The organism is Aeromonas sp. S11(2024), from assembly GCF_041402345.1.
Lineage (GTDB): Bacteria > Pseudomonadota > Gammaproteobacteria > Enterobacterales > Aeromonadaceae > Aeromonas > Aeromonas veronii.
Genome location: NZ_JBGLRC010000004.1, coordinates 141,425 through 166,380, shown reverse-complemented (window position 1 = coordinate 166,380; position 24,956 = coordinate 141,425). Strand labels below are relative to the sequence as shown.

The following is a 24,956-nucleotide window of genomic DNA, read 5'->3' as shown; positions in this document are numbered from 1 at the left end:
ACAGGGCAGCCTGTACGGCAATACTACAAAGGACTCAGCCAAGGACCCTGTTAATCCAGGCAAATCATATAGTCGATTTTTAACTTTTTTCCCCAGTAAAAACAAGCACTAAGAGCTATCCACTCGAGACCTTGAAAGAGCAATTGCATATTTGCTGCGATAAATTTGTTATTAACATTTAAATCAATGGTGGAAATAGTCATCACTCTCTGTCACAAAGCTTCCATTAATTAACCAAGCGGATGGATAAACAGCCAAAAAAACGCCAAAACGGACAAAAATAGTTCACTAAGGCGGAATTGATATACCCCAAATTCATTTTTCAACAGGCAATGAGCAAAACCCGAATATATGATCTGCATCACATTGGCAGTGGATGGCAAACCACCCCGGCTGAGTACGCAGAGCAACCCGGCGCCCTTCCATCAGGTTGCAATATCGGCCTTCGCCTGCGGTTATAGCGGAACAAATCAGGGAATATGGCAAACATCACTGCCGCAGTACCATTTGGCATCGTGCCGGAATAATCACCAGCTCGGGGAAACTGAGATGACGGGCGGGTGGAGAACTGGTATCAACAGAAATCGAATCCAGATCAATTAAACGCTGAATTAACCTTGCCAACCCGGAACGCTCTTTTTATGGTTGCCCCCTTGTTACACCCAGAACAGCGTTTATGAAGCACATCGAAGAGTTCTACCTGTTCGTCAAGGTGGTGCAAGAGGGAGGATTCTCCCACGCTGCAGCCGCACTGGGCATGCCAACAGGCACCATCAGTCGACGCATTTCCCAGCTGGAAGAGCAACTGGGTTGCTCCCTGCTACATCGCTCTACCCGCAAGCTCCGCCTTACCGATGATGGCCTCAGATACTACGAACGTCTCTGCACGCCACTCGCGCAAATCGAGCAGGCCACCAGCGAGATCCAGGGTCAAGAGGCCGACATCACAGGGCTTATCCGGATAGCTGCGCCCATCGCGCTCTCCAACACCATCCTCATCGATATGCTGGCCGAATTCGGGCTGCACTATCCCGAGGTACAGTTCGATATCACCCAGACCAATGATCACCAGCACCTGTTCGACAATGATCGGGATCTGGTGTTCTTCAACGGTGAGCTACCCCAGTCGCTGCCAAATGCGATCTGTCTCGGCCATATCGAGTACGGCCTGTTTGCCTCACCACTCTATTTGACCAAAAAGGGCACCCCCTCCCATCCCAACCAGCTGGAAGAGCACGATCTCATCTACTGCTGGCCTCACCAGCACTGGCAGCTGACCGACAAGGATGGCCAGAGCGTCTGCATCAAACGCAGCGCCAAACTGACCGTCAACCAGACCCAGGCCGCGGTACGTGCAGCCCGGCGTCATCTGGGGATCGTCAACGCCCCGCTGCACTATCTGAGCAGCTTCCTCCATGACGAGCAGCTGGTGCCGGTACTGACCGACTGGCAAACCGGCAATCGCCCCTTCTACATGTTGTGTTGCCAGCACCAGTTCGCTCCGTTGCGTGTTAAGATGTTCGTTGAATTTGTTGAAAAATACTCAGCACGCTATCGCAATCGGCAGTGGGACAACCAATTTTCACAAGGTGATAGCCTCACCCATTGCATCTGACCGTTAGCGGGCCACACTTATAGCATCCCTTGCCAACAGAGCCTGCCTAACGCCATGAATGTATTGATATGTGATGACTCCGGGTTCGCCCGCAAACAGCTGGCGCGGGCGCTCCCGGCCGACTGGAAAGTCAATTTGCACTACGCAGCCAATGGTCTCGAAGGGATCGAACAGGTGCTGATGGGTCATGGCGATCTCATCTTCCTCGATCTGACCATGCCGGAAATGGACGGTTACGGCGTGCTGGAGACCCTCCAACGGGAGGGTCTACGCAGTAAGGTGATCGTGGTCTCCGGGGATATCCAACCAGAGGCCTATCAAAGGGTCATGGGGCTGGGGGCGCTCGATTTCATCAAGAAACCCGCCGCCCCAGAAACCCTGCTCGCCCTGCTCAAAAAGCATGATTTCTGGAGTGCCGCCCCGAGCGGTCAAGCAAGCGTCCCCGAACTGCAGCCAAACGGCGTTGTAGCCGATGCAGGCGTCAAGATCACCCCCGAAATCCGCGATGTCTATCAGGAGCTGGCCAACGTCTCCATGGGTCAGGCCGCCGACTTGCTGGCTCGTCTACTCAACGCCTTCGTGGTACTGCCTATCCCCAACGTCAACGTGCTGGAGGTCTCCGAGCTGCACATGGCCCTTTCGGCCGCTGCGGATTCAGATACCCTCTCCGCCGTCTGTCAGGGGTTTATCGGAGCGGGGATCGCCGGTGAAGCGCTGATCCTGTTCCATGACTCCAGCTTCAAAGATTTGGCCAAGCTGATGAACCATCAGGGGACGCTGGATCGCACCGCCGAACTGGAGCTGTTGATGGATACCGCCAACGTGCTGATCGGCGCCTTCCTGCGCGGCTACGCCAACCAGCTCGACACCCCCTTCAGTCAGGGGCACCCTGTGGTGCTCGGCCAGCACAGACCCATCAACGAGCTGATCAACACCAACAAGAGTCGCTGGCGCCGCACGCTCGCCATCGAGATCAACTACCGGATCCAGGATTACGCGGTGCAGTGTGATCTGCTGCTGCTGTTCACCGAAGATTCCATCGCCACCATGAACAACAAAATCATGCACATGCTCTAGGAGTGACTATGGAAATCCGTGAATTTCATTGGCTGATGAACATAGTCCAGAACCTGGACGTAGGCCTGGTAGTGCTCGACAAGGAGTACAAGGTTCAGGTGTGGAACGGCTTTATGGAGAGCCACAGCGGCCGACTGGCCAGTGACGTGCGCGATGGCGTACTGTTCGAGCTCTTCCCCGATGTGGACAGAGCCTGGTTCGAACGCAAGGCCAACATGGTCTTCAAACTCAACAACCGCGCCTTCAGCACCTGGGAGCAGAAGCCCTATCTGCTACATTTCTCCAACTATCGCCCCATTACCGGCTCTGCCCCCCATATGTTCCAGAATCTGACCCTGGTGCCACTGGCCGATTTCGGCGGTCAAGTAACCCATATCGCGGTGATGATCTACGACGCCACCGATGAGGCCATGCTGATGAGCGGCCAGCGGCAGGCTTGAGCTTGCAGCAAATAACAGAGGGCGCCGCGGCGCCCTCTGTTATTTCGGTATGAACAGGTCTTGGTATAACCTCTACCTCACCAGCCGTCTCAACGCGCTCCGAGATACTCGGTGAAGGCGTCGATCACCTCTTCAATATCGTCATCGTTGATTTGCAGATGGGTCACCAGCCGCAGCTCGCCGTAACCGGAGAAGAGGATCCCCCGCTCCTTCATAAAAGCGAGCAGAGGGGCCGATTCCCCCTCATGCAGCCGCAGGAACACCATGTTGCTCTGCACCAGCGAGAGGTCGAGCTCGATGCCCGGCAGTGCAGCCAACCCTTCGGCCAACCGTTTGGCACGGCGGTGATCATCGGCCAGACGGGTCACATGCTGCTCTAGGGCAAACAAACCGGCTTGCGCCAGAATGCCCGCCTGACGCATGCCGCCCCCCAGCATCTTGCGTAGGCGGCGCGCACGGGCGATGAAATCGTGGCTGCCCACCAGCAGCGAGCCCACCGGTGCCCCCAACCCCTTGGAGAGACAAATCGAGATGCTGTCAAACGGTGCAGCGATCACCTCGACCGGGGTCTCGCTGGCCACGGCGGCGTTAAAGAGCCGTGCGCCATCGAGATGGAGCTTCAAGCCACGTTCAGCAACAAATGCCCCCATCTCCTGCAGATAGGAGAGCGGCAGCACCTTGCCGTTGTGGGTGTTCTCAAGGCAGATCAGGCGAGTCTGGACGAAGTGGGCATCATCAGGGGCCAGCGCAGCCTTGATATCATCGAATGCCAGCGTGCCATCGCGCTGCATCGGCAAGGGTTGCAGGGCTACGGAGCCCAGCACGGCACTCCCCTGCGCTTCATAGCGATAGATGTGAGCGGCGTTGCCGAGGATGGCCCCCTCACCGCGCTGACAGTGGCTCATCACCGCCAACAGATTGGACATGGTGCCGGACGGCACAAACAGCGCCGCCTGTTTGCCCAGCAATCTGGCCCCAAAGGCCTCCAGCGCGTTGACGCCCGGATCTTCACCATAGACATCGTCACCGACTTCGGCGTGGAGCATGGCTTGACGCATGGCGTCAGTAGGCTGGGTGACGGTGTCACTTCGTAAATCGATATAGCGCATGAGATCCCTCCTGAAACAGGAGAGTGACGTTAGCCATGCGCCCCTCGCTTGGCAAGGGGCGCATGAGCAGAATGTGAAGCCAATAGACGTCCATAGAACCCGCAGGCGGGATTTACCAAGGCAGCGGCTGACCGTTGAGATCCAGTAGCTGACCCGATTGGGTCAACGATAACCCCTTGATGAGATTGAGCAGTTTCACCGCCACCTCGGCAGGCTCCTGCAATTGATCCGCGGGCAACTCGCTCAGAAAGGGGGTGTTCATCGGGGAGTCCATCAAGCCGGGCGCAACGGCCACCACCCCTGCTTGCGGGAAACGCTGCGTCCACTCAAGGGCCAGGGTTTTCACCCCCATGTCGAGGGCCGCCTTGCTCATCCGGTAGCTGTAACGCCCCCCCTCCAGATTGGCGGTGATGGAGCCCGCCAGATCAGAGATGGCACAGAGCCACAGCGGATGGTCATTGCCCATCAACCGACTGAAACGGGCAGCCAGCGCCAGCGTTGGCCAGGCATTGGCCAGCAGGCTGTCGCACAGCCACTTGGGGTGCACCTCTTCGACCCGCCGCTCTGGCATAAAGCTGACATCGTGCAACAGGCCGATGGTGTTGATCACCACAGTGGGAAGCGGATCGGTGTCGTAGAGGGTAAACAGGGCGTCGAACGAGATGGCGTCCACCTCTTGCAGCGGGAAGAAAGCCCCCATCTCGATCCCTTTTGGATAGGTGCGCCCGGCCAGAAGGAAGGACTCCCCCCTTGCCATCAGCTCTCTTGCCAGCGCCGAGCCCAGCGCACCGCTTCCGAGGATCAAGTAGCTCATCGCCCATTCCATGGAGAGTTATCTTGCTTAGAGCGTATCAGAATAATCAACCGGCCGTGACACGACCAAAGGGTAATATGCCCCTCATCACGCTTCCCCCAGATGGCGACCAAACTCCCGCGCCAGCGCCAAGTCGAGAAAACCGTCCGCTTTCTTGTGGGTGCGCAAAAACTGGTAATAGGCGAGCAGGGTGACCAGTGCCTCCTCATCGGGCAGCCCCACCCCGGGTTGCTGCTCGCCCAGCAGTTGCTGCGCCGCTGCCAGCGCCTCCCTGTCTACCACTTCCGCCTGACGGTAAAGATAACCGCAGCCGGTTGCCAGCCACTCCAGCGAGCAGTTGGCCCCCATGGCGATCTGGTTGGCCCGCGCCAGGCCAGGCTCGGCTCCCTTTAAATATTTGCGGATCAGCGCTTCACTGAGCCCCACCTTGCGGGCAAACGCGCTCACGCTCATCTCCCCGATCAGGCTCTGCAAGCGCTCGGCAAATCCTTCCATCCAACTCTCTCTCCTACTCAGCGATCAGAACCAAAGTTCGAATCATGCTACTGCCCATTATTGCTTTGCCAGCCACATGAGGCCAAGATGCCCGCAGTCATCTATGTTGCACATCGTTTTCGCATCGTGTTTTTCAAGGAGTCAACCATGTCTGTATCTCGTGTCGCCCTGCATCTGCAAGGCCCCACCTTCTCTCGCCTCATCATGGGTTACTGGCGCCTGATGGAGTGGCAGCTCTCTCCGGCCGCTCTGCTCGACCTGATGAAATATCATCTGGATCTGGGGGTCACCACCATCGATCACGCCGATATCTATGGCGGCTACCAGTGTGAAGAGGCCTTTGGTCACGCCCTGCGCCTCGAGCCTTCCCTGCGCAGCCGGATGGAGATCGTCACCAAGTGCGGCATCGCCCTCACCGCCAAGCCGGAGCATGCTCTCAACCACTACAACACCGGTAAGGACCATATCATCGCCAGCGCCGAGGCCTCGCTGCGCAAGCTCGGCACCGACCATCTGGACCTGCTGCTGATCCACCGCCCAGATCCCCTGATGAACGCAGATGAAGTGGCCGACGCCTTTATCACCCTGAAACAGGCGGGCAAGATCAAGCACGCTGGGGTATCCAACTTCACCGCCCGTCAGTTCGAGCTACTGCAATCGCGCCTCCCCTTCCCGCTGGTCACCAACCAGCTGGAGATCTCACCGCTTCATCAGGAGGGAACCCTCGATGGTACCCTGGATCAGTGCCAGCAGCTTGGCATCAAGCCGATGGCCTGGTCATGTCTCGGCGGCGGCCGACTGTTCAGCGATGACGCCTATGCCCCGCTGCGTGCCGAACTGGAGCAGATCCGTCAGGAAGTGAGCGCCCAGACTATCGAGCAGGTGGTCTACGCCTGGGTAATGATGCTACCAAGCCAGCCGCTGCCATTGATTGGCTCCGGCAAACGAGAGCGGATTGCTGCCGCCGTGGCCGCCGAATCCATCGTCCTCAATCGCCAGCAGTGGTTCCGCATCCGCAAGGCGGCGCTCGGTTACGACGTCCCCTGATCACCACAAAACGTCCAGAAACAAAAACGGCATGGGGGAAACCCATGCCGTTTTTTTATTGCCGAGGCACCTTAGCGGTGGCGCTGTTGCGGGCGACCACGGGGAGCATCTGCCTTCGGTTTGGCCTGGTTGACGGTGATGGTACGGCCACCGACTTCAGTGCCATGCAGACCAGCGATGGCCTTCTCGGCATCACCATTGACCGGCATTTCAATAAAACCAAACCCCTTTGACTGGCCGGTATCGCGGTCGATAATGATATCAACCTTGTCGACCTGTCCAAACTGGCTGAACAGGGTTTTCAGTTCGTCGGCCGTCATCCGGTACGACAGATTTCCTACGTAAATCTTCATGCCATCCACTCTCGATTCAAGGTGCCTTCTCTATGCAATTCCCAGCATAACGGTAAGGGCACAACCCCTATGCCGGACCTGCCATGGCTTCATGCCGTGGCCTTCTCCACACTGTCGTCAAGTGATTGATCTCTTGGGTTAACAGTGCAGACAAGATCAATTCGAGTCACTGGCAGTATCTGAGCTTTGCCGGGAATTGTCGAGAAAATAGTCGACTCAGGCCGATTGCAGATCTGACAACCGTTGCGCCAGCATCCGGCGACCGTGCCAGGCCCGTTTAAAGCCGAAGCGATAGACAGACGGGCTCACCAGATGGAGCTCCCCCGCCTTGAGATCCAGTAAGGCAATGGCCGCCGCCAGCTCCTCTGCACTCAGTTGCAGATCGAGGCTAAAGTCGAGCCACTGGCCGTCGTGGCCCACTCGCCGCTCCCGTTCAAGCGCCACCAGCTGGCTGCGGGGCAGCGCCAGCGCCTCATCCTTGTTGCCATTGAGCAGATAGATATGCTGTTCGTCCCACCCCAGTTCCGCCAGGCGCCAGGGCTGCCAGCTGCGGGGCAGCGACACCATGATCCCGGTGATGCCACCAAAGACCACGCCCACCCAGTTGAGCAGCGCCATGGCGCCCCAGCCATCCCACAAGGAGGCCACCACCACGCCCCAACTCACCAGCAACAGCAGAAAAATGACGCAGCGATAGCGAACCGCTGGCGGCATCAACAGCTGCACCTGGGAACCGGCAAGCAAGGATGTAATACGCATGAAAAGCTCCTGTCATCACGAAATGGCGCCATTGTGAATAGCCATCAGGATGCTGACAAGGGGGTTTTCTTTGTCATCCCCCTATAAAATCAATACCATGGCGTAAATGATTCTCAGTGGAACCCGCTTCTTGACCAGCTCGCAACCCTGTGTGCGCTTTTGTGGCGTCGACAAATTCTATGGCGACTTTCAGGCTCTTCATCACATCGATCTCACCATTGAACGGGGAGAGAAGTGGGTCATCTGTGGTCCGTCAGGCTCGGGAAAATCGACCCTGATCCGCACCATTAACGGGCTGGAGGGGATCGACGACGGCCAGCTGTTCCTGTTTGGCGAGCCGGTGACCCCTTCCTACCTGCGCCGCCTGCAAGGTCGGGTTGGCATGGTGTTTCAGCAGTTCAACCTCTTCCCCCATATGACGGTGCTGGAAAACCTGATGGTGGCGCCGGTGCATACCCTGGGGTTGCGCCCCCAGGAGGCCAAAGCCCGGGCGCTCGGTCTGCTCGAGCGGGTGCGCATTCAGGCTCAGGCCGACAAGTACCCTCACCAGCTCTCCGGCGGCCAGCAGCAGCGGGTCGCCATCGCCCGCTCCCTCTGCATGCAACCCGAGCTGATGCTGTTTGACGAGCCCACCTCCGCCCTCGACCCCGAGATGATCCGCGAAGTGCTCGATGTGATCCGCGAGCTGGCTGACGAGGGGATGACCCTGATCTGCGTTACCCACGAGATGGGCTTTGCCCGTCAGGTGGCGGATCGGGTGCTCTTTATGGATGAAGGGAAGATTATCGAGTCGGCCCCGCCCGCCCAACTGTTCAACGCCCCTCGTCACCCACGTACCCGGGCCTTCCTCGAACAGGTGCTCAGCTATCATGGCTAGGCTCAAACGCCCCCGCCTGCTTGGCTGGTTGTCAGGCACTGTGATGCTCTGTGCGCTACTGGGCTGGGCGCTCTATAGCGGCGCTCGCCAGATGGGCTATGAGTGGCAGTGGCCACGGGTGTTGCCCTTTCTCGGCGAATGGGATGAGGGAACTTTTTATGCCGGCCCCTTGCTAAACGGCCTGCTGGTCACTTTGCAGGTGGCGCTGCTCAGTCTGTTGGGCACGATGGCGGTCGGTCTGTGCGTGGTTAGCCTGCGGCTGCTCCCCTCCAGGCTCGGCCCCTGGCTCGCCATCGCCTATCTGGCGCTGGTGCGCACCACGCCCCAGCTGGTGCAGCTCTATATTCTCTATTTCTTGCTGGGCCCCATGCTGGGATTGGCCCCCCTTGCCTGCGCCGTGTTGAGCCTCTCCCTCTATCAGGGCGCTTTCACCGCCGAAGTGCTGCGTGCAGGCGTACAGGCCATTCCCAAAGGACAGTGGGAGGCAGCCCAGTCGCTTGGCTTGTCGCGAACCATCACCCTGCGCAAGGTGATCCTGCCCCAGCTGGTGCGCATCACCTTGCCGCCGCTGACCAACGAGCTGGTCTCCCTTATCAAACATTCGGCGCTGGTGAGTGTGATCGCCATCTTCGATCTGACCAACGAAGGGCGTACTCTGGTTGCCGATACGTTTCTGACCTTTGAGGTGTGGTTTACCGTGGCTGCCCTCTATTTGCTGTTAACCCTGACGCTGTCAGCCTGTTCGCGGGCGCTGGCCCGTCACCTGAATCCGGATCAACAAGGACGCTAACCATGAATTTATCGTTCAAAACCGCCCTGTCGGGCGCGGCCCTGCTACTGACAAGCCTGCTCACTCCCGCATTGGCACAAACTGCCCCCTCCGACACCCAGGCGCAGATCGAGCAGAGCGGTACCCTGCGGGTCGGCATGTCCACCTTTGCCCCCTGGGCGATGCGCGACAAGCAGGGGGCCCTGATCGGTTTCGAGATTGACGTGGCCCATCGCCTCGCCACAGATAACGGCTGGCAGGTAGAGTTCGTGCCTACCGCCTGGGATGGCATCATCCCCTCCCTGCTGGCGAAAAAATATGACGTCATCATCGGCGGCCTCACCATCACCCCCGAGCGGGAGAAGAGCGTGCGCTTCACCCAGGCCTACTCCCATTCGGGGGTGCAGCTGGCCGCCTCCAGCACCATGGCCAAAGAGAAGAAAACCGTGGCGGACTTCAACCAGCGCGGGGTGATCCTGGCGGTACGTCGTGGCGCCTCACCGGTACAGGTGGCAAAAGAACACTTCCCCAAGGCCACCCTGCGCCAGTTTGATGACGAGTCACAGGTATTTCAGGAGGTGCTGAACGGCCGCGCCCACGGCGCCCTCTCATCTTCCCCGAAACCCGAGCAAGAGGCGCTGCGCCACCCCGATGCCCTCTTTATGCCGTTTGCCGAGCCGTTGGCACAAGGCGATGAAGGCTTTGCCCTACGCAAGGGGGATGATGCCCTGGCTGAGCAGTTCAACGAGTGGATCGCCGCCCGTCAGGCCGATGGCTGGCTCAAGGCGCGCCATGACTACTGGTTCAAGTCGCTGGCCTGGGAAGCGCAGGTCGCCAACCCCTGATGCTGATTGCTCTAAAAGAGACCATCCGGCGCATCGTCCGGGCGCCAATTCGGCGCATTAACTGGCTGGATGGGGCGATCGCCCTGATCCTGCTGCTGGCTGGTCTCTGGCTGGCCAGCCGCCTGCACATCGGGGTAGCCTATCAGTGGCACTGGCATGAAGCCTTCGATCTGCTGTTCACCCCTGGCCCTCACGGCGAGTTGCCCTACTTTTTCAGCGGTCTGCTCACTACCTTGCGCATCGCCCTGCTCGGCATGGTGCTGGCGCTGCTGCTCGGTACTGCGCTGGGGGTAGCCGCCTTCAGCCGCCGACCCTGGCTGGTGATGCCCACGACCCTGTTTATCCAGCTGATCCGAAATCTGCCGCCGCTGGTCTTTATCTTCATCTTCTACTTCTTTATCGCCAACCAGCTGCTGCCTGCAAGCGGCCTCTCCCGCTGGCTCGGCACCGTATCACTCTCCCCGTGGCAAGAGGCGCTGTTTGGCCCACCTGCCCGCTGGGAGAACCTCATCTCAGGCACCCTCTGCGTTGGCATGATCAGCGCAGCCTTCGTCGCCGAGATCGTCCGCGCCGGGCTGGCCGCCATCCCCCGTGGCCAGTGGGAGGCGGCGCAGAGCCTCGGGCTCTCTCCCTGGGTGCGGCTGCGCCATGTGATCCTGCCGCAGGCCATGCTGCTGATGCTCCCCCCCCTCACCGGCCAGCTCATTGCGCTGGTGAAGGATACCGCCATCGTTTCCCTTATCTCGGTGCAGGAGCTCACCTTCGTCGGCACCGAGATGGCCAACTCCAGCGGACTGGTCTACGAGATCTGGCTGCTGGTGGCCGCGGCCTATTTATTTATATGTTTGAGTCTGTTCGTATTGCTGAGCCGACTCGAAGCAAGACAAGGAGCACGTACATGCTGACGTCCCTGTTGCTGGCGACTGTATTGCAAGCGGAAGCCATCGGTGGTTATGCCGCCGGTTGCCTGAAAAACGGCGTATCCCTACCCCTCGAAGGGCCGGGTTATCAGGTGATCCGTACCAAACGGCTGCGCTACTACGGCCACCCCGACCTCATCCACTATCTGCAAGCGCTGGCCAACCAGACCCGCATGGCCGGGCTGCCGGATCTCTATATCGCCGATCTGGCGATGGCCCGGGGCGGCCCCTTTACCTCTGGCCATCGCAGCCATCAGACCGGACTTGATGCCGATATCTGGTTTCGCATGGCCAACCGTCCCATCAGCAAGTGGGAGCAGGATGCCCCCAAGGAGTGGGCACTGATCGACGAACCCAGCTACAAAATGTTACCGGGCCGCTTTGGCCCACAGCAGCTCACCCTGCTGCGGCTTGCGGCCAGCAAACCCGAGGTGGCCCGCATCTTCGTCAATCCGGTGATCAAATCCGCGGTCTGCCAACAAGCTGGTAACGAACCCTGGGTCGCCAAGCTACGCCCCTGGGTGGGCCACTTCAGCCACTTCCACGTGCGGCTGCGCTGCCCGGTGGGCAGCCCCGATTGTGAACCCCAGGCTCCCATTCCGCCCGGCAATGGCTGTGGGGAAGAGCTGGCATCCTGGCTAAAAGACAAGCCCCAGCTGCCCAAGGTATCCGGCATCAACAAGCGACCTGAGCTACCTGCGCGTTGTGGCAACTGACCCCAAGCTGGTATGGTTATGCACTCTTGGTCGTACACCATCCATGGCGCACTATCGACTCGAAATATCAAAGGAGAACAACAAGATGGCCACATCACTCTGGCGCAGAACCACGCAGAGCCTGTTGACCCTGACCCTGCTGCTCGGCCTGACCGGCTGCGGCATGAACAATATTCCGACCCTGGATGAGCAGGTCAAGGCGAGCTGGGGGCAGGTGGAGAACCAGTATCAGCGCCGTGCCGATCTCATTCCCAATCTGGTGGCAACCGTCAAGGGCTACGCCAGCCATGAGCAGGAGACCCTAAAGGCGGTCACCGATGCTCGTGCCCGGGTCGGCAGCGTACAGGTGAGCGATCCTGCCCAGCTCAAGGAGTTTGAAGCGGCGCAGAACCAGCTCTCAAGCGCCCTCTCCCGCCTGATGGTGGTGGTAGAACGCTACCCCGAGCTGAAAGCGGATCAGCAGTTCCTTGCCCTGCAGGCCCAACTGGAAGGAACCGAGAACCGCATCTCGGTGGCTCGCCGCGACTATATCGAGGCGGTACGCCAGTTCAATACCGAGATCCGCACTTTCCCCGGCGTTATCTGGTCCAAGCTGCTCTACTCGGATCTGGAAGCCAAACCCAGTTTCAGTGCCAAACCCGGTGCCGATGAGGCGCCCAAGGTCAGCTTCCAATGAAGATGATGCTGCGCTGGTTTCTTCCCTGTCTGCTGCTCTGGGCCAGTGCCCTGCAAGCGGCACCCGACTTCCCGACGCTGAGCGGACGGGTGGTGGATGAAGCCAGTCTGATGTCCCGCAAACAGGCCCATCAACTGACCCAACAGCTGACCGCCTTTGAAAAGCGCAGCGGCATCCAGCTGGTGGTGGTCTCCGTCGACAGCCTCGATGGGGAGACTATCGAGGAGTACGGCTACCAGCTCGGTCGCCACTGGGGGATCGGCCAGAAAGGCAAAAACAATGGCGTGCTGTTGCTGATCGCCCAGGATGAACGCAAGGTGCGGATCGAGGTAGGTTATGGATTGGAAGGCGCCCTGCCCGACGCCATCGCAGCCAACATCATCCATGGCCGCATCCTGCCCGCCTTCAAGCGCGGCGATATGGTGGCCGGGATCATGGCGGGCAGCCAGAGCATCATGAAGGCACTCGCCGGAGAATATCAGCCGGTCGAGCAGCCAAAGAGTGACAACGGTGGCGGCCCCTGGCTGTTTATTCTGGTGGTGATTGCGATGATCGTGCTCCACAACCTGCGCGGGGGTGGTGGCGGTGGGCCGGGAGGACGACGTCGGTCGACCTACATGGCTGGTGGATTGGGTGCCGGCTCCTTTGGTGGTCGCTCCGGCGGCGGATTCAGCGGTGGCGGCGGCAGTTTTGGCGGCGGCGGAGCCTCCGGTGGCTGGTAACAGGAGTAAAGAGACAAATCATGATTTCTAAACAGTTCTTCCACACGCTTCAGGCCAAGGTGCGTGAAGCGGAGCTAGAGACTGATGCTGAACTGGTCACCGTGCTGGCCCCGGCCAGCGATGGCTATCGCTACATTCCCACCCTCTGGGCGGCGCTGCTGGCGATGCTCACCCCGCTGCTGGTGTTCCAGCTCGGCTTTTGGCTCGGCTGGTACGAAATCCTGCTGGTGCAGTGGTCGGTCTGGCTGCTGCTGAGCCTGCTGTTCCACTGGACCCCCATCAAGATGCGGCTCATCCCGAAGAAGGTTCGCCAGCACCGGGCTGCCCTGATGGCTCGCCTGCAATTTGTCGAGCAGGGGCTGCACCGTACCCGCGACCGGCTCGGGGTGCTGATCTTCGTCTCGGCCGCCGAGCACTATGTAGAAATACTGGTGGATGATGGCATCGCCCAGCATATCGACAACGGCCAGTGGCAGGAGATCATCGACGACTTCGTGGCACGAGTGCGCAACAAGGAGATCGAACAGGGTTTTCTGGAGTGCGTAGAGCGCGTTAGCGCCATTCTGACCGACGCCTTCCCGGCCACCCGAGATCAAAACGAGCTGCCGGACAGTCTGATCATCCTCGACAAGCCCTGATCCGGTTTAAAAAATCGGCATTCTGCACAAGGGTTAGGCATTCGGAAAAGATTATGAAAAATAAGGGGAAAAGAGGTTGACCCACACAGCCCTTTCCCCTAAATTACGCCCCGTTCCAGCACAACAGCGCAGCGAACGAAAATTTGGTGAGGTGTCCGAGTGGCTGAAGGAGCACGCCTGGAAAGTGTGTATACGGCAACGTATCGAGGGTTCGAATCCCTCCCTCACCGCCAAATTTAAAAAAAACCGACCTCAGGGTCGGTTTTTTGCTTTCCGGCAAACGCAAACACCTATGCCGACAAGTGAGCCAGAGCCACGCAGTGGCAGATCATCCACTCTCTCATCCCCCGGTTTGCAAAGCCCTGATGGAACATCACAGCTTTTCATATTGCCAGCACCCGCCCCCTACCTTGCTTTTGTGATTGCCCCACCCGACAAGCGCTCCTTCCTGTCACAACAGGAGCAACAAGAGGCGTTGTTTCCCAAATCAATACAGCTTGAATGGAACCAACTGAGGGCTCTGTGATCTGATCACCAAACCAAGCAGGGATAATAGACACGGAACAGGACCTTGAAGAGTATGTTAAAAGAACTCAATGCTTAAGGCCCTGTACATGATCATTTTATAGTTTTAGATATTTCACACTTGATTCGATCTATTGATGGTTGACATGCTGGACGACTAAATATTTTGTATGTTGACAAATGAGGGAGGCGTACAAGCAAGGAAACTTGATCACCCCGTTCGTAACGCTGAATTTGGTATCTGACTCTCCCCCAGCCAATCTGTTCATTGATTTTTTCAACCATCTGGAAACCATGCTTGATTAAATGGCTATCCAGTTCATCAAATACGATTTTCGAAATCGCGATATAGAGTTTACAGTGAACCTGCTTTATACGCTCATTCCATATTTCACGAGCATGTTCAAGCCACTCATCCTTTCCTTTTAATGTATGCCAATTTCGTGAGCGAGCGGGAATATAGTTTGTCATCAGAGAGCCATCCATGAGCTGTTTGTATGATACACCCAGTTCATCGCCAATCATTGTATATAAGGCTCTCATCTGCTGTTGTAGCGGTGCTTCACCCTCCTCGCAGCCCTTCCAGGGTTCACTGTAGTATGCACATTCAGACTCCACTGAAATCGCATTGGTATCACATGGTCCACCACCTGGATTTATACCAAAGAATGCGACAGGATACTGAGGGGATAGCATGTTATCATGCCTACAGAAAAGTAGGTCCCATCCCATATCATATCATATCATATCATATCATATCATATCATATCATATCATATCATTCTTTAAGTTATCATATTTTTTTTGGATGAACACAAACAGACTCTCTTTACACAAGAAATTGATATCCGTACTCATACATTGTCCATTACATCGTCAAAGTGGAAGTTAGATTGTCATTCTGAATTAAATAAAAGTCAACAAGATAGCGTTTTTACCATTTATGTTTTAAAAGGAAAATTTCATTACTCGTACTTGTCGATTTTAGAAGCCTTTTTATTTTTCAGGGGGGGGAGTGATTTTTAACTGTTGAAAGTTCATTGCAGATATCAATTCTTCCCCAAGTTCCAGAGTGCTTTATACATAGTGACATAATTTACTATCTCTGGAGTTTAGCCACAGCTCTGGACTTGGCATGTTGAATTCCCTAAAAAGCTATTTATGGCCATAATGCCCAGTTCCATTTTTATTCTTGCGGAGACATTTGCTGAATGAATATGAATTTTGGGAGGGATGAAGTGATTTGTCATTACCTCATTTTCTATCCAGAGAATCACGTCGTATCCGGTTCCTCTATCATCACCGAGGTCATAATCAAGACTAATTTCAGTCACCATCTCTGTTATTAGCCATGCAATCGCCTCGTCCGGCCAAAAGATACGAATCTACCCTACCGGATTTTTTCTTTCATCGTCCAGATACAATTTCATACCATTTTTTCCAGGTTCAGTTCCAATACGTGAGCAATACCGCGATAGGCCCCATCAACAATCAGCTCACCGGGAAACGGTAGTCTGGATGACAAACCAAGATCGGGATCGATGTAGTAGACACATGCGCCAGGGTTGATGTTTTGTAACAGAGAGCTCGCAGGCTCAACAAGCAAACTGGTGCCGACAACTACTACGGTATCAGCCTCGCAGAGCCAGCGACGAGCTTGTTGATACTCATAAATTTTTTCACCAAACAGCACGATATCTGGACGCAATTGTGAGCCAGTGGATGGGCTGCGATCACCGATCGCAACATCCTCATGCCAAGGCAGCCGATATTTTTTGCTACGAAAACCTATGGGAACCAAAAACTGGATTGAACCATGTAGATGAAGGACTTCATGGCTACCTGCTCTCTCATGTAAGTCATCAATATTTTGGGTGATGACCCTAACAGTACATTTTTGTTGTAGCAGGGCTATCAGATAATGCGCCTGTGAGGGGGCGGCTTCTAACATGGTTTGACGCCGTTTGTTGTGAAAGGCCAAGAAACCAGCCAGATCCGTACTCATGCTACTAGCGTGGGAATAGCGCCAGTTCTCATGATTACGCCAAATGCCTTCACTTCTAAACGTGGGCACACCGCTTTCCGCTGATAAGCCCGCCCCGGTAAAAAAGAGGATTGTGGGATGGTAGTGTTGGCCTGTTACCGAGGCTTGTGCTCTTTTTTCTCTGTGACGGCGCTGATGTCTTCGTGCTCGGGAAGAGATTGGTTGCATACGACCACCTTTTGTTAAGGTGTGACCGGCCCACCCGATTGATTTGTTACTGAACCAGGGGGTTGGGATCACACCTCATGACTATGTTCCTACTCACCTCGTTGAGGTAAAAATGAGGGGGAGCGGCAGTTACCAGCTGAGCTCAAACAAGCTGCGACTAATGGATGTTATTGCACTGGCAGACTTGGCACTTTGTTTACTGAAGGGTTCGCTATGCATGAAAAACCAGTAGCGATACTCCTGAGCAAAATGATCACATGCCTGCAAGAGTGGCTCTCGGTAATCGCGTCTTATGCGCTCCGTTATGGCCTGCTGTTCATCCAGATACAGAGCTTTGAGGCCAAAGCCATGTTGTCGGACACACCAGTCAACAGCACACAATGCGGTTAACTGGTTGTATCGCCTAAACGGTCGGATTGAACTAATCAGATAAAACAGTTCAGCCCCTCTGGCAAAGATACAGGGATAGGCCTCCTCCCTTATTTTATTTTGCTGGACCCGCATGATGGTCCAGTCCAGGATTTGCAACATACCCTGGGTGGTTATAGTGGGTTTTTGATCAATGGCACGACTGACGAAACGATGGATTTGCAGGACTTTTCTAGTTGAAATCATGGTTGCTCTTACTCACACAGTATTTAGCGTAAAGCACACTCGTGTAAGGAAGATTTAGAAGCCTTGAGTTAATGCTGGGGACGATTCTGTGACGAGGTGAAGCAACTTACCCATGATACAGATTTGAAGAGGATGGCGGAGATCAGATCACCGCCCCCTTGGTTATTTTCCTTCAAGCTTCATCGATTTGCTCCCCTTCAACATACCTCCCTTTGCGGACGTTACCCAGCGCCCATTAATTGCTCAGCGATTGGATTTCATTTTGAAAAACTGATACTTAAGTAGCTACACTAGCCATTATCAACATGCAGGGACGTGTAAAAGATGAGCTTGATTGGCTTGGTACTGGCGTTGATCGCCATCCTTGGCGGCAACATGATCGAGGGTGGTCATCCCAGTGCACTGCTCGATCTGCCCGCATTTCTTATCGTGATAGGTGGCACCATAGGTGCTGCGCTGACCCAGTTCCCTTTCTCCGTCGTCGGCAGCACCATGAGGCGTTTCAAATGGCTGCTCTCTCCCCTCAAACTCGACCTGCTGGAACAGGCCCAGTTGCTGGAGACCCTGGCAGGCAACGCCCGCCGCAGCGGTATGCTGGCGCTGGAAGGGATGATCGAGGAGATCAAGGATCCCTTCCTTAAGAAAGGGGTGCAGATGATGGTCGATGGCTACGAGAAGGCCAAAATCCATGAGGTGCTGGAGAACGAGATCGAATTTGAACAGGAAGATCTCGAACAGACGGTCAAATTCTATGAAGCCATGGGCGGCTACTGCCCGACCATGGGGATCGTCGGGGCGGTATTTGGCCTGATCCACGCCATGGGTCTGCTTGATGCCCCCGACAAACTGGGTGGCGCCATCGCGGTGGCCTTTATCGCCACCATCTACGGGGTATCCGCCGCCAACCTGATCTTCTTGCCGTTCGGCAACCGCTACAAAGGGTTCGCCCACCAGATCCGCCACTACAAGGAGATGACCCTGACCGGCATTCTCTGCATCGTGGATGGCGAATCCCAAGCGCGCCTGCAAGTTACCCTCGAACCTTATCTGGGAGGTCACGGTGGCCAAAAAGAAAAAGGCTGAAGCACCGGAGAACCACGAACGCTGGCTGGTCTCCTATGCCGACTTCATGACCCTGCTGTTCGCCCTGTTTGTGGTGCTCTACTCCTTTGCCATGGCCAAGCAGTCCGAAACCCGGGTGCTTATCCAGGGCTTTATCGAGTCGCTGGGTAAAATCGGCCTCATCTCCCCGCCTGCCGGCTCACCTTTGATGCAGGGGGGCACAGGGATTCTCGAGCCAGAATCAAAAACTACGCCGAGCAGCCCGAAAGAGGAGACTGTGCTGGAGAAAGATGCCCCCATGGCGGCATCGGACCCCTTCAACGAGACCATAGGTGCCTCGGAAAAACCGAGCGCCACCGAAGCCTGGCCCCACAAGACCAAGGAGCAGGAGTGGGTGCAGGTGACCAAGCAGAAGCTGGAGCAGCAGCTAAAGGCCCAGATTGACTCGAAGGATCTGGAGGTCGAGCAGCTTGGCAGTCAGCTGGTGATCCGCATCGGCGAGAAGGCGCTGTTTCCCGCCGATTCGGCGTTCCTGCAGCCCCAGTTCATCCCGCTGGTCAACAAGATCGCCGGAATTTTGGCCAACATCCCGGGGCAGGTAGTGGTCACCGGTCATACCGACAACTCCCAAGCGCCGGTGGAGCTCTATCGCAACAACTGGGAGCTCTCTGTGCTGCGGGCCTCCTCCATCGTGCAGACCATGCTGACCAATCCCCAGCTGGATGCCAGACGAATCATCGCTCAGGGTGTTGCCGACACTCAACCCCGCTTTGCCAATGACACCCCCGAACATCGCCAGGCGAACCGCCGGGTCGATATCACCCTCTCCCAGGGCAAGGCCGCAGAAGAGTCGCTGCAACTGCTCAAGCCCTGATCCCCCCGCTCCCGCTTCACGCGGGAGCCTCTTTTGAACACAGAGTCCTGTTATGTCTATTTGTGTTATTGCCCAAATCGGGCGTTGTTGCCCCAATCAAGGAACTAACTGAGGACTTGGTGATCTGATCACCACCATCCCCTTCAAGTCTGCATCATGGGCATATCGCTTCACCCCATCACCAACTGGCCTCAATACGACAAGTCTTTGATTAACCGTGGTTCACTCACTTTCTGGGTTGATGCCGAGGCCATGAACAACTGGTTCCACCACGACCATCATGGGCTGCGGGGCCGCAGCCAGCTTTACACTGACCAGACCATTTATACCTTCCTGATGCTCAAGGGGATTTTCAGCCTCACGCTTCGCGCAACTCAGGGGCTACTCGACTCCCTGTTCGAATTGATGAATGTGCCGCTGTGCGCACCGGACTATAGCTGTGTAAGCAAGCGGGCCCGCACGGTGACGGTGGCCTATCGACAGCCCGCCAAGGGACGTATCACCGACCGGGTCATCGACTCGACTGGCCTCAAGGTATTTGGTGAAGGTGAGTGGAAAGTCAGGAAACACGGCGCCGAAAAGCGCCGAGTGTGGCGCAAGTTGCATTTGGCGGTGAACCCAGCAACCCATGATATCGTGGCAGCAGAAGTGTCATTGGAGAATGTCCATGATGCCGAGGTGCTGCCAACCTTACTCAATCCACTGCGGCGCAAGCTGGGCCGTGTCTATGCGGATGGCGCGTATGACAGCAAAGCCAGCCATCAGCTTATCTCGCGCAAAGGGGCGACAGCCTGCATCCCGCCCCGCAAGAACGCGGGGTTATGGAAAAAGGGGCACCCAAGAAATGAGGCCGTGCTGGTAATGCGCAAGGAAGGGCTGGCGCACTGGAAGAAGATATCGGGGTATCACCGTCGATCGCTGGCAGAGACGGCGATGTATCGGTTCAAGCAGTTGCTGGCGGGGAAAATCAGTCTGCGTAATTACAACGGACAAGTGGGAGAAATGAGGTGTCCTGACAAGATCGGACTGTCCCGGATCAAGCAGCCTGAACTGTTCTCCAATACCTCTTGTTAAACTCCGTCGGGCTGACATTGCCAAGTCGTGAATGCCGACGTTGGCGGTTGTAAAAAATCTCTATGTATTCCTGGATCGCTGCCTTGGCCTCCGCTCTCGTCTTGAATCTATGGTGGTGAACCAGTTCATTTTTAAGAGTCCCCCAGAAGCTTTCTATCAGGGCATTGTCGAAGCAGTTCCCCTTGCGTGACATGGAGGTCTGCATACCAAATCGTACCTGGAGAGCCCGGTAAGCCTTGGCACCCCCCGGTCTGTGTGATGGATAAGCCCAACAGGCTGCCTCTTCTGCTGCACAGCCCGAAACAGCGCCTGACTGACCAACCCGGTGGTCATTCGCTCTCCCATCACATAACCCACTATCTCACAGGTAAACACATCCTTGAGACCAGCCAGATAAAGCCAACCTTCGTCGGTGGCGATATAGGTGATATCACAGGTCCAGACTGAGATGACGGGAAAATAGCGCACGGGATGGCGTGTTGATGCCATCCCGCGATTCAAGTCAGTAGGTCACTGCGCATCCGGCTGGTTGGCAGGGGCCGCCTTGATAAAGGCTTGCAACTGTTCGCAGTTGGCGACGATGCGGCGGATGGTGGGGTAATCGTCCAGGGTCATGTCGTAGCGGCGGGCGTTGTAGACCTGGGGCACCAGCATGCAGTCGGCCAGGGTCACTTCGTTGCCGACGCAGTAGACACCGGCGGTGGTCATCAACAGCTGTTCGAGGGCGGTGAAGGTCTCGTCAATCCAGTGGCGATACCAGCGAGCCTCCTGCTCGTTGTTGGCCCTGAAGTGCTCTTCCAGATAGTTGAGTACCCGCAGATTGTTGAGCGGGTGGATATCGCAGGCGATCATATTGACGATCTGGCGCACCCGGGCCCGCGCGTCGGGGGAAGAGGGCATCAGAGAATAGGCGGGATAGGTCTCGTCAAGGTACTCCATGATGGCGACCGACTGACCGATCTGCACATCGCCATCCACCAGAAACGGCACCAGCCCTTGCGGGTTGATCCGGCGATAGGCCTTCTCGCTCTGCTCGCCTTGCCGCAAATTGATGGGATGCTGCTCGTAGGCGAGCCCCTTGAGCTGCAACACGATCCGCACCCGAAAACTTGCCGACGAACGCCAATAGCCAAACAACTGCAACATAATCTGTCCCTGCATCTTATCTGGGCCCGAAGCCCGGCAGGTGCTCACCACCTGCCTCCTTGTGTATCCGGCACCGGTTGAGGGCTCGTCGTGATCCGGACATATCCCGAATATCCTTGCCGCCAACCGGCGCGGGTCATCAACCTCCCTGACCGCTCGCTGGCACCACCTGTTGAGAGATGGTGCCAAACAGGTTTTGGCCAGAGCGATCCTCCATCGCGATCGACACTCTATCACCAAACTGCAAATAGGGGGTTATAGCTTGATCACAATCAAGAATTTCCAACATGCGGCGCTCGGCGATGCAGGATGAACCGGCGCTACGATCGTAGTTGGAGACGGTGCCGGAGCCGATGATGCAGCCCGCACCAAGGGGGCGGGTCTTGGCCGCATGGGCAATCAACTCGAAGAAGTTGAAGGTCATATCCACCCCGGCATCCGGTGCGCCAAACAGGGCGCCGTTCAGATGGGTGCGCAGGGGCAACAGCACCTTGCCATCACGCCAGTCATCGCCGAGCTCGTCCGGAGTGATGGCCACCGGCGAGAAGGCGCTGGACGGTTTGGACTGAAAGAAACCAAATCCCTTGGCGAGCTCCCCCGGAATGAGGTTGCGCAGGCTCACATCGTTAACCAGCATCAGCAGCTTGACGTGACTGGCGGCCCCCTGCGGGCTTACCCCCATCGGCACGTCGTCGGTGATGATGGCTACCTCCGACTCGAAATCGATCCCCCACTCTTCCGAACCCATCACAATCGGCCCACGGGGAGCCCAAAAGCTGTCGGAGCCCCCCTGATACATCAGCGGATCGTGCCAGAAGCTCTCTGGCATCTCGGCGCCGCGCGCCTTGCGCACCAGCTCCACATGATTGACGTAGGCGCTGCCATCGGCCCACTGATAGGCACGCGGCAGCGGAGAGAGGCAAGACGCTTCATCAAAGGGGAACGCCTCTACCGCACGGCCCTCGTTAAGCTGCTGATAGACAGCCTCCAGCCTGGGGGCAACCTCGGCCCACTCATCGAGGGCGGCCTGCAAAGTCGGGGCAATCTCGCTCACCCGCACCGCCCGGGCCAGATCCCTGCTCACAACCACCAAAGCGCCATCGCGCTTGCCATTGTTCAATGTTGCCAATTTCATAAGCGATTCCTTATTTGCCGGCAGCAGCGTCCGGGCGCTGCCAGCTGGAGACATACCGGGTGTTCTCGATCCCTTCGCACAGACTGCCGACGTTCAGCGCATCGCGGGTATCTAACATCACCGCCACCTCGTCGGTGAACTTCTTGGCATAGGCCTGCCCTGCCGCAAACGCCTTGGGATGGGGGCCGTGGGTGAAACCGGCGGGGTGGAAGGTGACCATGCCCCGCTCGATATTGTCCCGGCTAAAGAAATCCCCCGCGTGGTAAAAGAGCACTTCGTCGTAGTCGTCATTGCTGTGGTAGAAGGGCACCTTGAGGGCGCCGGGATCGCTCTCGATGGGGCGCGGCACGAAGGTACAAATCACGAAGCGGCTCGCCACAAAGGTCGAATGAGCCGACGGCGGCAGATGGTAGCGGTGGCTCATCAGCGGGCGGATATCCCGCCAGTTGAGGCGCACCACGCACAAATCGCCGTGCCACCCTTGTGCATCCAGCGGGTTGAACGGCCAGGTGATGACCGACACCTGATCGTGGCGCTTCACCTGCAGCGACCAGGGATTCTCATCCTGCTGGGCCAAAAAGCGCTCGTTGATGGCGGGCACATCCAGCGCCGCCGGGTCGAAGATGGCGTGATTGCCCACCAGCCCCTTGTCCGGCAGCTGGTAGCTGTCGTTGGTCGCCTCGATCATCAGGATGAACAGGGGCGCTGTCGGCTCGATGCGCCACATGGTGCCACGGGGGATCACCACATAGTCGCCGTCCCGCAGGCTCAGGTGGCCGTAGTCGCAGAAGAACTCGCCGCTCCCTTCGTGGATAAAGAGCAGCTCGTCACCGTCGGCGTTGCGCACCAGAAACGGCATCGCCTCGGAGAGCCGCCAGATGCGATAGCGGCAGTGGGGGTTGCTGAGAATGTCGGGAGCCACCCAGGGGGAGAGCGAGCTTACCTCCTCTTGCAGGGCATTGAGGTCAAACAGCCGTGGCCGCAGCGGCCCCTCCCAACTGCTCCAGTCGGTGGGGGCATGCTTGTGGTGCATGTGGGTGGCGGGGCCGAAAAAGCCGCTGCGCCCCAGTTCGCGCTCATAGATAGCCTGCTCCGGCAGGTCGGCATGGGCCTGTCGGGAGTGGGTTCCCTCCCGATGAGGAAAGTTAATCCAGTTACGCATTGCTCGCTCCCTCTTTGCGGGCACCCTTCTCATCCTCACCGCCATCCAGCACGCCGCGGCGGATCTGGTCCAGCTCGATCGATTCAAACAGCGCCTTGAAATTGCCCTCGCCAAACCCTTCGTTACCCTTGCGCTGGATGATCTCGAAGAAGACCGGGCCTATCACGGTATCGGTGAAGATCTGCAACAGGATGCCATCCTTGGTAGGGGAGCCGTCGATGAGGATGCGCAGCTCTTTGAGGGCCGCCAGATCCTCCTGATGCCCCTCGACCCGGCTGTTCACCTTCTCGTAGTAGGTATCCGGGGTCGGCATAAAGCCGGTACCGCGGCTGCGCAGGGTGCGGATGGTGTGGTAGATATCGCTGGAAGCCATGGCGATGTGCTGGATCCCCTCCCCCTTGTACTGACGCAGATACTCCTCAATCTGGGACTTGTCATCCGCCGACTCGTTGATGGGGATGCGGATCTTGCCGCAGGGGGCGGTCATGGCACGGGAGTGCAGCCCGGTCAGCTTGCCCTCGATATCGAAGTAGCGAATTTCGCGGAAGTTGCCGATCCGCTCATAGAAGTTGGACCAGACATCCATATTGCCGCGATGGACGTTGTGGGTCAGGTGATCGATTTCGATGAGACCAGCATCCACCTCTGCCATCCGGGCCTGCCAATCGGGGTAGAAAACAAAATCCACGTCATAGATGGAGCCCTTGTCGCCATAACGGTCGACAAAGGAGAGGGTGCTTTCGCCGATACCGTAGATGGCGGGAATATTGAGCTCCATCGGGCCAATCTTGCCGACAAAGGGCTTGGCCCCCTTGGTGATGGCGTACTGCTGGGCCTTGCCCGCATCGCTCACCCGAAATGCCATGCCGCAAACGCTCGGCCCGTGCAGGCTGGCAAACTGCTCCGCCTGGGAGTGAGGCTCGGCATTGACCACGAAGTTGATATCCCCCTGCCGGTAGAGCCAGCACTGCTTGTGTTTGTGCTTGGCGACCTCGGCAAACCCGAGCGAAACAAACAGGCTCTTGAGGGCGGCAATCCCCTTGGCATCGGGGGCTGTGTACTCGACAAACTCGAAACCGTCTGTGCCTAACGGATTGATGGTATGGGTGGCGGAAGAGGTGGCATTCATCGGGCGCTCCTTGCTCTTGATTCGGTTAAAACGGATTGCGGCACCCAGCGGCGCGGCAAGTGTTAACAACTTGTTTCATTAGAAGCAGGGCGTAGCAGGAAGAGAAGAGGCGGGTTGCAGATAGTTTTTCGCAGCTGGCAGCAAAGAATG

28 protein-coding genes, 1 tRNA gene and 1 pseudogene are annotated in these 24,956 nt (G+C 57.1%); 16 read left to right on the top strand and 14 right to left on the bottom strand.

Translation table 11 applies throughout. From position 1 onward, the window contains the following. The first annotated feature begins 676 nt into the window (after window positions 1-676). The 3 genes from ACB040_RS05540 to ACB040_RS05530 are packed head-to-tail and all read left to right on the top strand — an operon-like array spanning window position 677 to window position 3,132. A complete protein-coding gene (locus ACB040_RS05540) occupies window positions 677-1,615 on the top strand; it encodes a LysR family transcriptional regulator (protein ID WP_005337171.1) in 939 nt (312 codons plus the stop codon). A 54-nt stretch (window positions 1,616-1,669) separates the two neighbouring features. Then, a complete protein-coding gene (locus ACB040_RS05535) occupies window positions 1,670-2,692 on the top strand; it encodes a response regulator (protein WP_201938065.1) in 1,023 nt (340 codons plus the stop codon). 8 nt (window positions 2,693-2,700) lie between these two features. Next, window positions 2,701-3,132, top strand: a complete 432-nt coding sequence (locus tag ACB040_RS05530) for a PAS domain-containing protein (RefSeq protein ID WP_201938066.1) — start codon at window positions 2,701-2,703, stop codon at window positions 3,130-3,132. 89 nt (window positions 3,133-3,221) lie between these two features. Here ACB040_RS05530 and ltaE read toward each other — a convergent pair whose 3' ends face one another. The 3 genes from ltaE to ACB040_RS05515 form a co-directional block, all read right to left on the bottom strand. Continuing rightward, entirely contained in the window at window positions 3,222-4,241 is a 1,020-nt protein-coding gene (gene ltaE / locus ACB040_RS05525; RefSeq protein ID WP_069527969.1) for a low-specificity L-threonine aldolase, read from the bottom strand. Window positions 4,242-4,353: 112 nt separating this feature from the next. Beyond that, entirely contained in the window at window positions 4,354-5,055 is a 702-nt protein-coding gene (locus tag ACB040_RS05520; protein WP_371153518.1) for a short-chain dehydrogenase, read from the bottom strand. An 87-nt stretch (window positions 5,056-5,142) separates the two neighbouring features. Further along, complete coding sequence (locus ACB040_RS05515; RefSeq protein ID WP_033137628.1) at window positions 5,143-5,550, bottom strand: helix-turn-helix transcriptional regulator; 408 nt, start codon at window positions 5,548-5,550, stop codon at window positions 5,143-5,145. A 147-nt stretch (window positions 5,551-5,697) separates the two neighbouring features. Between ACB040_RS05515 and ACB040_RS05510 the strand changes: the two genes are divergently transcribed. After that, window positions 5,698-6,597, top strand: coding sequence for an aldo/keto reductase family oxidoreductase (locus ACB040_RS05510; protein ID WP_371153521.1), 900 nt, complete (start codon window positions 5,698-5,700; stop codon window positions 6,595-6,597). Between the two features lie 71 nt (window positions 6,598-6,668). Here ACB040_RS05510 and ACB040_RS05505 read toward each other — a convergent pair whose 3' ends face one another. Together ACB040_RS05505 and ACB040_RS05500 are read right to left on the bottom strand one after the other, a co-directional pair. Continuing rightward, entirely contained in the window at window positions 6,669-6,950 is a 282-nt protein-coding gene (locus tag ACB040_RS05505; RefSeq protein ID WP_371153523.1) for an RNA recognition motif domain-containing protein, read from the bottom strand. Between the two features lie 216 nt (window positions 6,951-7,166). Beyond that, entirely contained in the window at window positions 7,167-7,709 is a 543-nt protein-coding gene (locus ACB040_RS05500; protein WP_368177241.1) for a hypothetical protein, read from the bottom strand. Window positions 7,710-7,815: 106 nt separating this feature from the next. On the opposite strand from ACB040_RS05500, the gene ACB040_RS05495 reads away from it, so the two are divergent. From ACB040_RS05495 to ACB040_RS05455, 9 genes are all read left to right on the top strand, one after another. Beyond that, window positions 7,816-8,586, top strand: a complete 771-nt coding sequence (locus ACB040_RS05495) for an amino acid ABC transporter ATP-binding protein (protein ID WP_075115892.1) — start codon at window positions 7,816-7,818, stop codon at window positions 8,584-8,586. Then, the gene (locus ACB040_RS05490) at window positions 8,579-9,376 is read left to right on the top strand and encodes an amino acid ABC transporter permease (protein ID WP_371153525.1); all 798 of its coding nucleotides are present in this window, start codon (window positions 8,579-8,581) and stop codon (window positions 9,374-9,376) included. Before ACB040_RS05495 ends, ACB040_RS05490 begins: the two co-directional genes overlap by 8 nt. 2 nt (window positions 9,377-9,378) lie before the next feature. Then, entirely contained in the window at window positions 9,379-10,200 is an 822-nt protein-coding gene (locus tag ACB040_RS05485; RefSeq protein ID WP_368177239.1) for a transporter substrate-binding domain-containing protein, read from the top strand. Then, on the top strand, window positions 10,200-11,105 hold the full coding sequence (locus ACB040_RS05480) for an amino acid ABC transporter permease (RefSeq protein WP_371153528.1): 906 nt from the start codon (window positions 10,200-10,202) through the stop codon (window positions 11,103-11,105). The genes ACB040_RS05485 and ACB040_RS05480 overlap by 1 nt, the downstream gene beginning before the upstream one ends. Then, entirely contained in the window at window positions 11,099-11,836 is a 738-nt protein-coding gene (mepA, locus tag ACB040_RS05475; RefSeq protein ID WP_005359850.1) for a penicillin-insensitive murein endopeptidase, read from the top strand. The genes ACB040_RS05480 and mepA overlap by 7 nt, the downstream gene beginning before the upstream one ends. An 85-nt stretch (window positions 11,837-11,921) precedes the next feature. Then, complete coding sequence (locus tag ACB040_RS05470; RefSeq protein WP_005346564.1) at window positions 11,922-12,512, top strand: LemA family protein; 591 nt, start codon at window positions 11,922-11,924, stop codon at window positions 12,510-12,512. Beyond that, a complete protein-coding gene (locus tag ACB040_RS05465) occupies window positions 12,509-13,234 on the top strand; it encodes a YgcG family protein (protein ID WP_371153531.1) in 726 nt (241 codons plus the stop codon). The genes ACB040_RS05470 and ACB040_RS05465 overlap by 4 nt, the downstream gene beginning before the upstream one ends. A 20-nt stretch (window positions 13,235-13,254) precedes the next feature. Then, window positions 13,255-13,872 carry a TPM domain-containing protein gene (locus ACB040_RS05460; RefSeq protein ID WP_005337196.1) on the top strand — a complete coding sequence of 206 codons (618 nt, stop codon included), beginning with the start codon at window positions 13,255-13,257 and terminating at the stop codon, window positions 13,870-13,872. 145 nt (window positions 13,873-14,017) lie between these two features. Beyond that, window positions 14,018-14,105: transfer RNA gene (locus ACB040_RS05455), tRNA-Ser, on the top strand. A 385-nt stretch (window positions 14,106-14,490) separates the two neighbouring features. On the opposite strand, the gene ACB040_RS05450 is transcribed toward ACB040_RS05455, so the two are convergent. The 4 genes from ACB040_RS05450 to ACB040_RS05435 all read right to left on the bottom strand — a co-directional run bounded on the left by ACB040_RS05450 (window position 14,491) and on the right by ACB040_RS05435 (window position 17,224). Next, window positions 14,491-15,093 (bottom strand): hypothetical protein, encoded by a 603-nt coding sequence (locus ACB040_RS05450; RefSeq protein ID WP_338771357.1) that lies wholly within the window; start codon window positions 15,091-15,093, stop codon window positions 14,491-14,493. A 416-nt stretch (window positions 15,094-15,509) separates the two neighbouring features. Further along, window positions 15,510-15,776, bottom strand: a complete 267-nt coding sequence (locus ACB040_RS05445; protein ID WP_371164847.1) for a cyclic-phosphate processing receiver domain-containing protein — start codon at window positions 15,774-15,776, stop codon at window positions 15,510-15,512. A 47-nt stretch (window positions 15,777-15,823) separates the two neighbouring features. Continuing rightward, complete coding sequence (locus ACB040_RS05440; protein ID WP_338771359.1) at window positions 15,824-16,609, bottom strand: Sir2 family NAD-dependent protein deacetylase; 786 nt, start codon at window positions 16,607-16,609, stop codon at window positions 15,824-15,826. A gap of 129 nt (window positions 16,610-16,738) precedes the next feature. Further along, complete coding sequence (locus tag ACB040_RS05435) at window positions 16,739-17,224, bottom strand: hypothetical protein (RefSeq protein WP_338771361.1); 486 nt, start codon at window positions 17,222-17,224, stop codon at window positions 16,739-16,741. Window positions 17,225-17,548: 324 nt separating this feature from the next. On the opposite strand from ACB040_RS05435, the gene ACB040_RS05430 reads away from it, so the two are divergent. From ACB040_RS05430 to ACB040_RS05420, 3 genes are all read left to right on the top strand, one after another. Next, on the top strand, window positions 17,549-18,307 hold the full coding sequence (locus ACB040_RS05430) for a flagellar motor protein (protein ID WP_005351127.1): 759 nt from the start codon (window positions 17,549-17,551) through the stop codon (window positions 18,305-18,307). Then, the gene (locus ACB040_RS05425; RefSeq protein WP_338771363.1) at window positions 18,285-19,160 is read left to right on the top strand and encodes a flagellar motor protein MotB; all 876 of its coding nucleotides are present in this window, start codon (window positions 18,285-18,287) and stop codon (window positions 19,158-19,160) included. The genes ACB040_RS05430 and ACB040_RS05425 overlap by 23 nt, the downstream gene beginning before the upstream one ends. A 156-nt stretch (window positions 19,161-19,316) precedes the next feature. Next, entirely contained in the window at window positions 19,317-20,234 is a 918-nt protein-coding gene (locus tag ACB040_RS05420) for an IS5 family transposase (RefSeq protein ID WP_338771365.1), read from the top strand. Here the strand turns inward: ACB040_RS05420 and ACB040_RS05415 are convergent. The 5 genes and pseudogenes from ACB040_RS05415 to hppD form a co-directional block, all read right to left on the bottom strand. Next, window positions 20,197-20,678, bottom strand: a pseudogene (locus ACB040_RS05415) (IS3 family transposase); the annotation flags it as partial. The gene ACB040_RS05420 and the pseudogene ACB040_RS05415 sit on opposite strands and share 38 nt — an antisense overlap. Window positions 20,679-20,744: 66 nt before the next feature. Then, on the bottom strand, window positions 20,745-21,380 hold the full coding sequence (gene maiA / locus ACB040_RS05410; RefSeq protein ID WP_005361400.1) for a maleylacetoacetate isomerase: 636 nt from the start codon (window positions 21,378-21,380) through the stop codon (window positions 20,745-20,747). A 139-nt stretch (window positions 21,381-21,519) separates the two neighbouring features. Continuing rightward, window positions 21,520-22,515: a fumarylacetoacetate hydrolase family protein gene (locus ACB040_RS05405; RefSeq protein WP_338771368.1), complete on the bottom strand. Its 996-nt coding sequence runs from the start codon at window positions 22,513-22,515 to the stop codon at window positions 21,520-21,522. A gap of 10 nt (window positions 22,516-22,525) precedes the next feature. Continuing rightward, window positions 22,526-23,677: a homogentisate 1,2-dioxygenase gene (locus ACB040_RS05400; RefSeq protein WP_267511446.1), complete on the bottom strand. Its 1,152-nt coding sequence runs from the start codon at window positions 23,675-23,677 to the stop codon at window positions 22,526-22,528. Then, window positions 23,670-24,806 (bottom strand): 4-hydroxyphenylpyruvate dioxygenase, encoded by a 1,137-nt coding sequence (gene hppD, locus ACB040_RS05395; RefSeq protein ID WP_338771372.1) that lies wholly within the window; start codon window positions 24,804-24,806, stop codon window positions 23,670-23,672. The genes ACB040_RS05400 and hppD overlap by 8 nt, the downstream gene beginning before the upstream one ends. Window positions 24,807-24,956 lie beyond the last annotated feature (150 nt).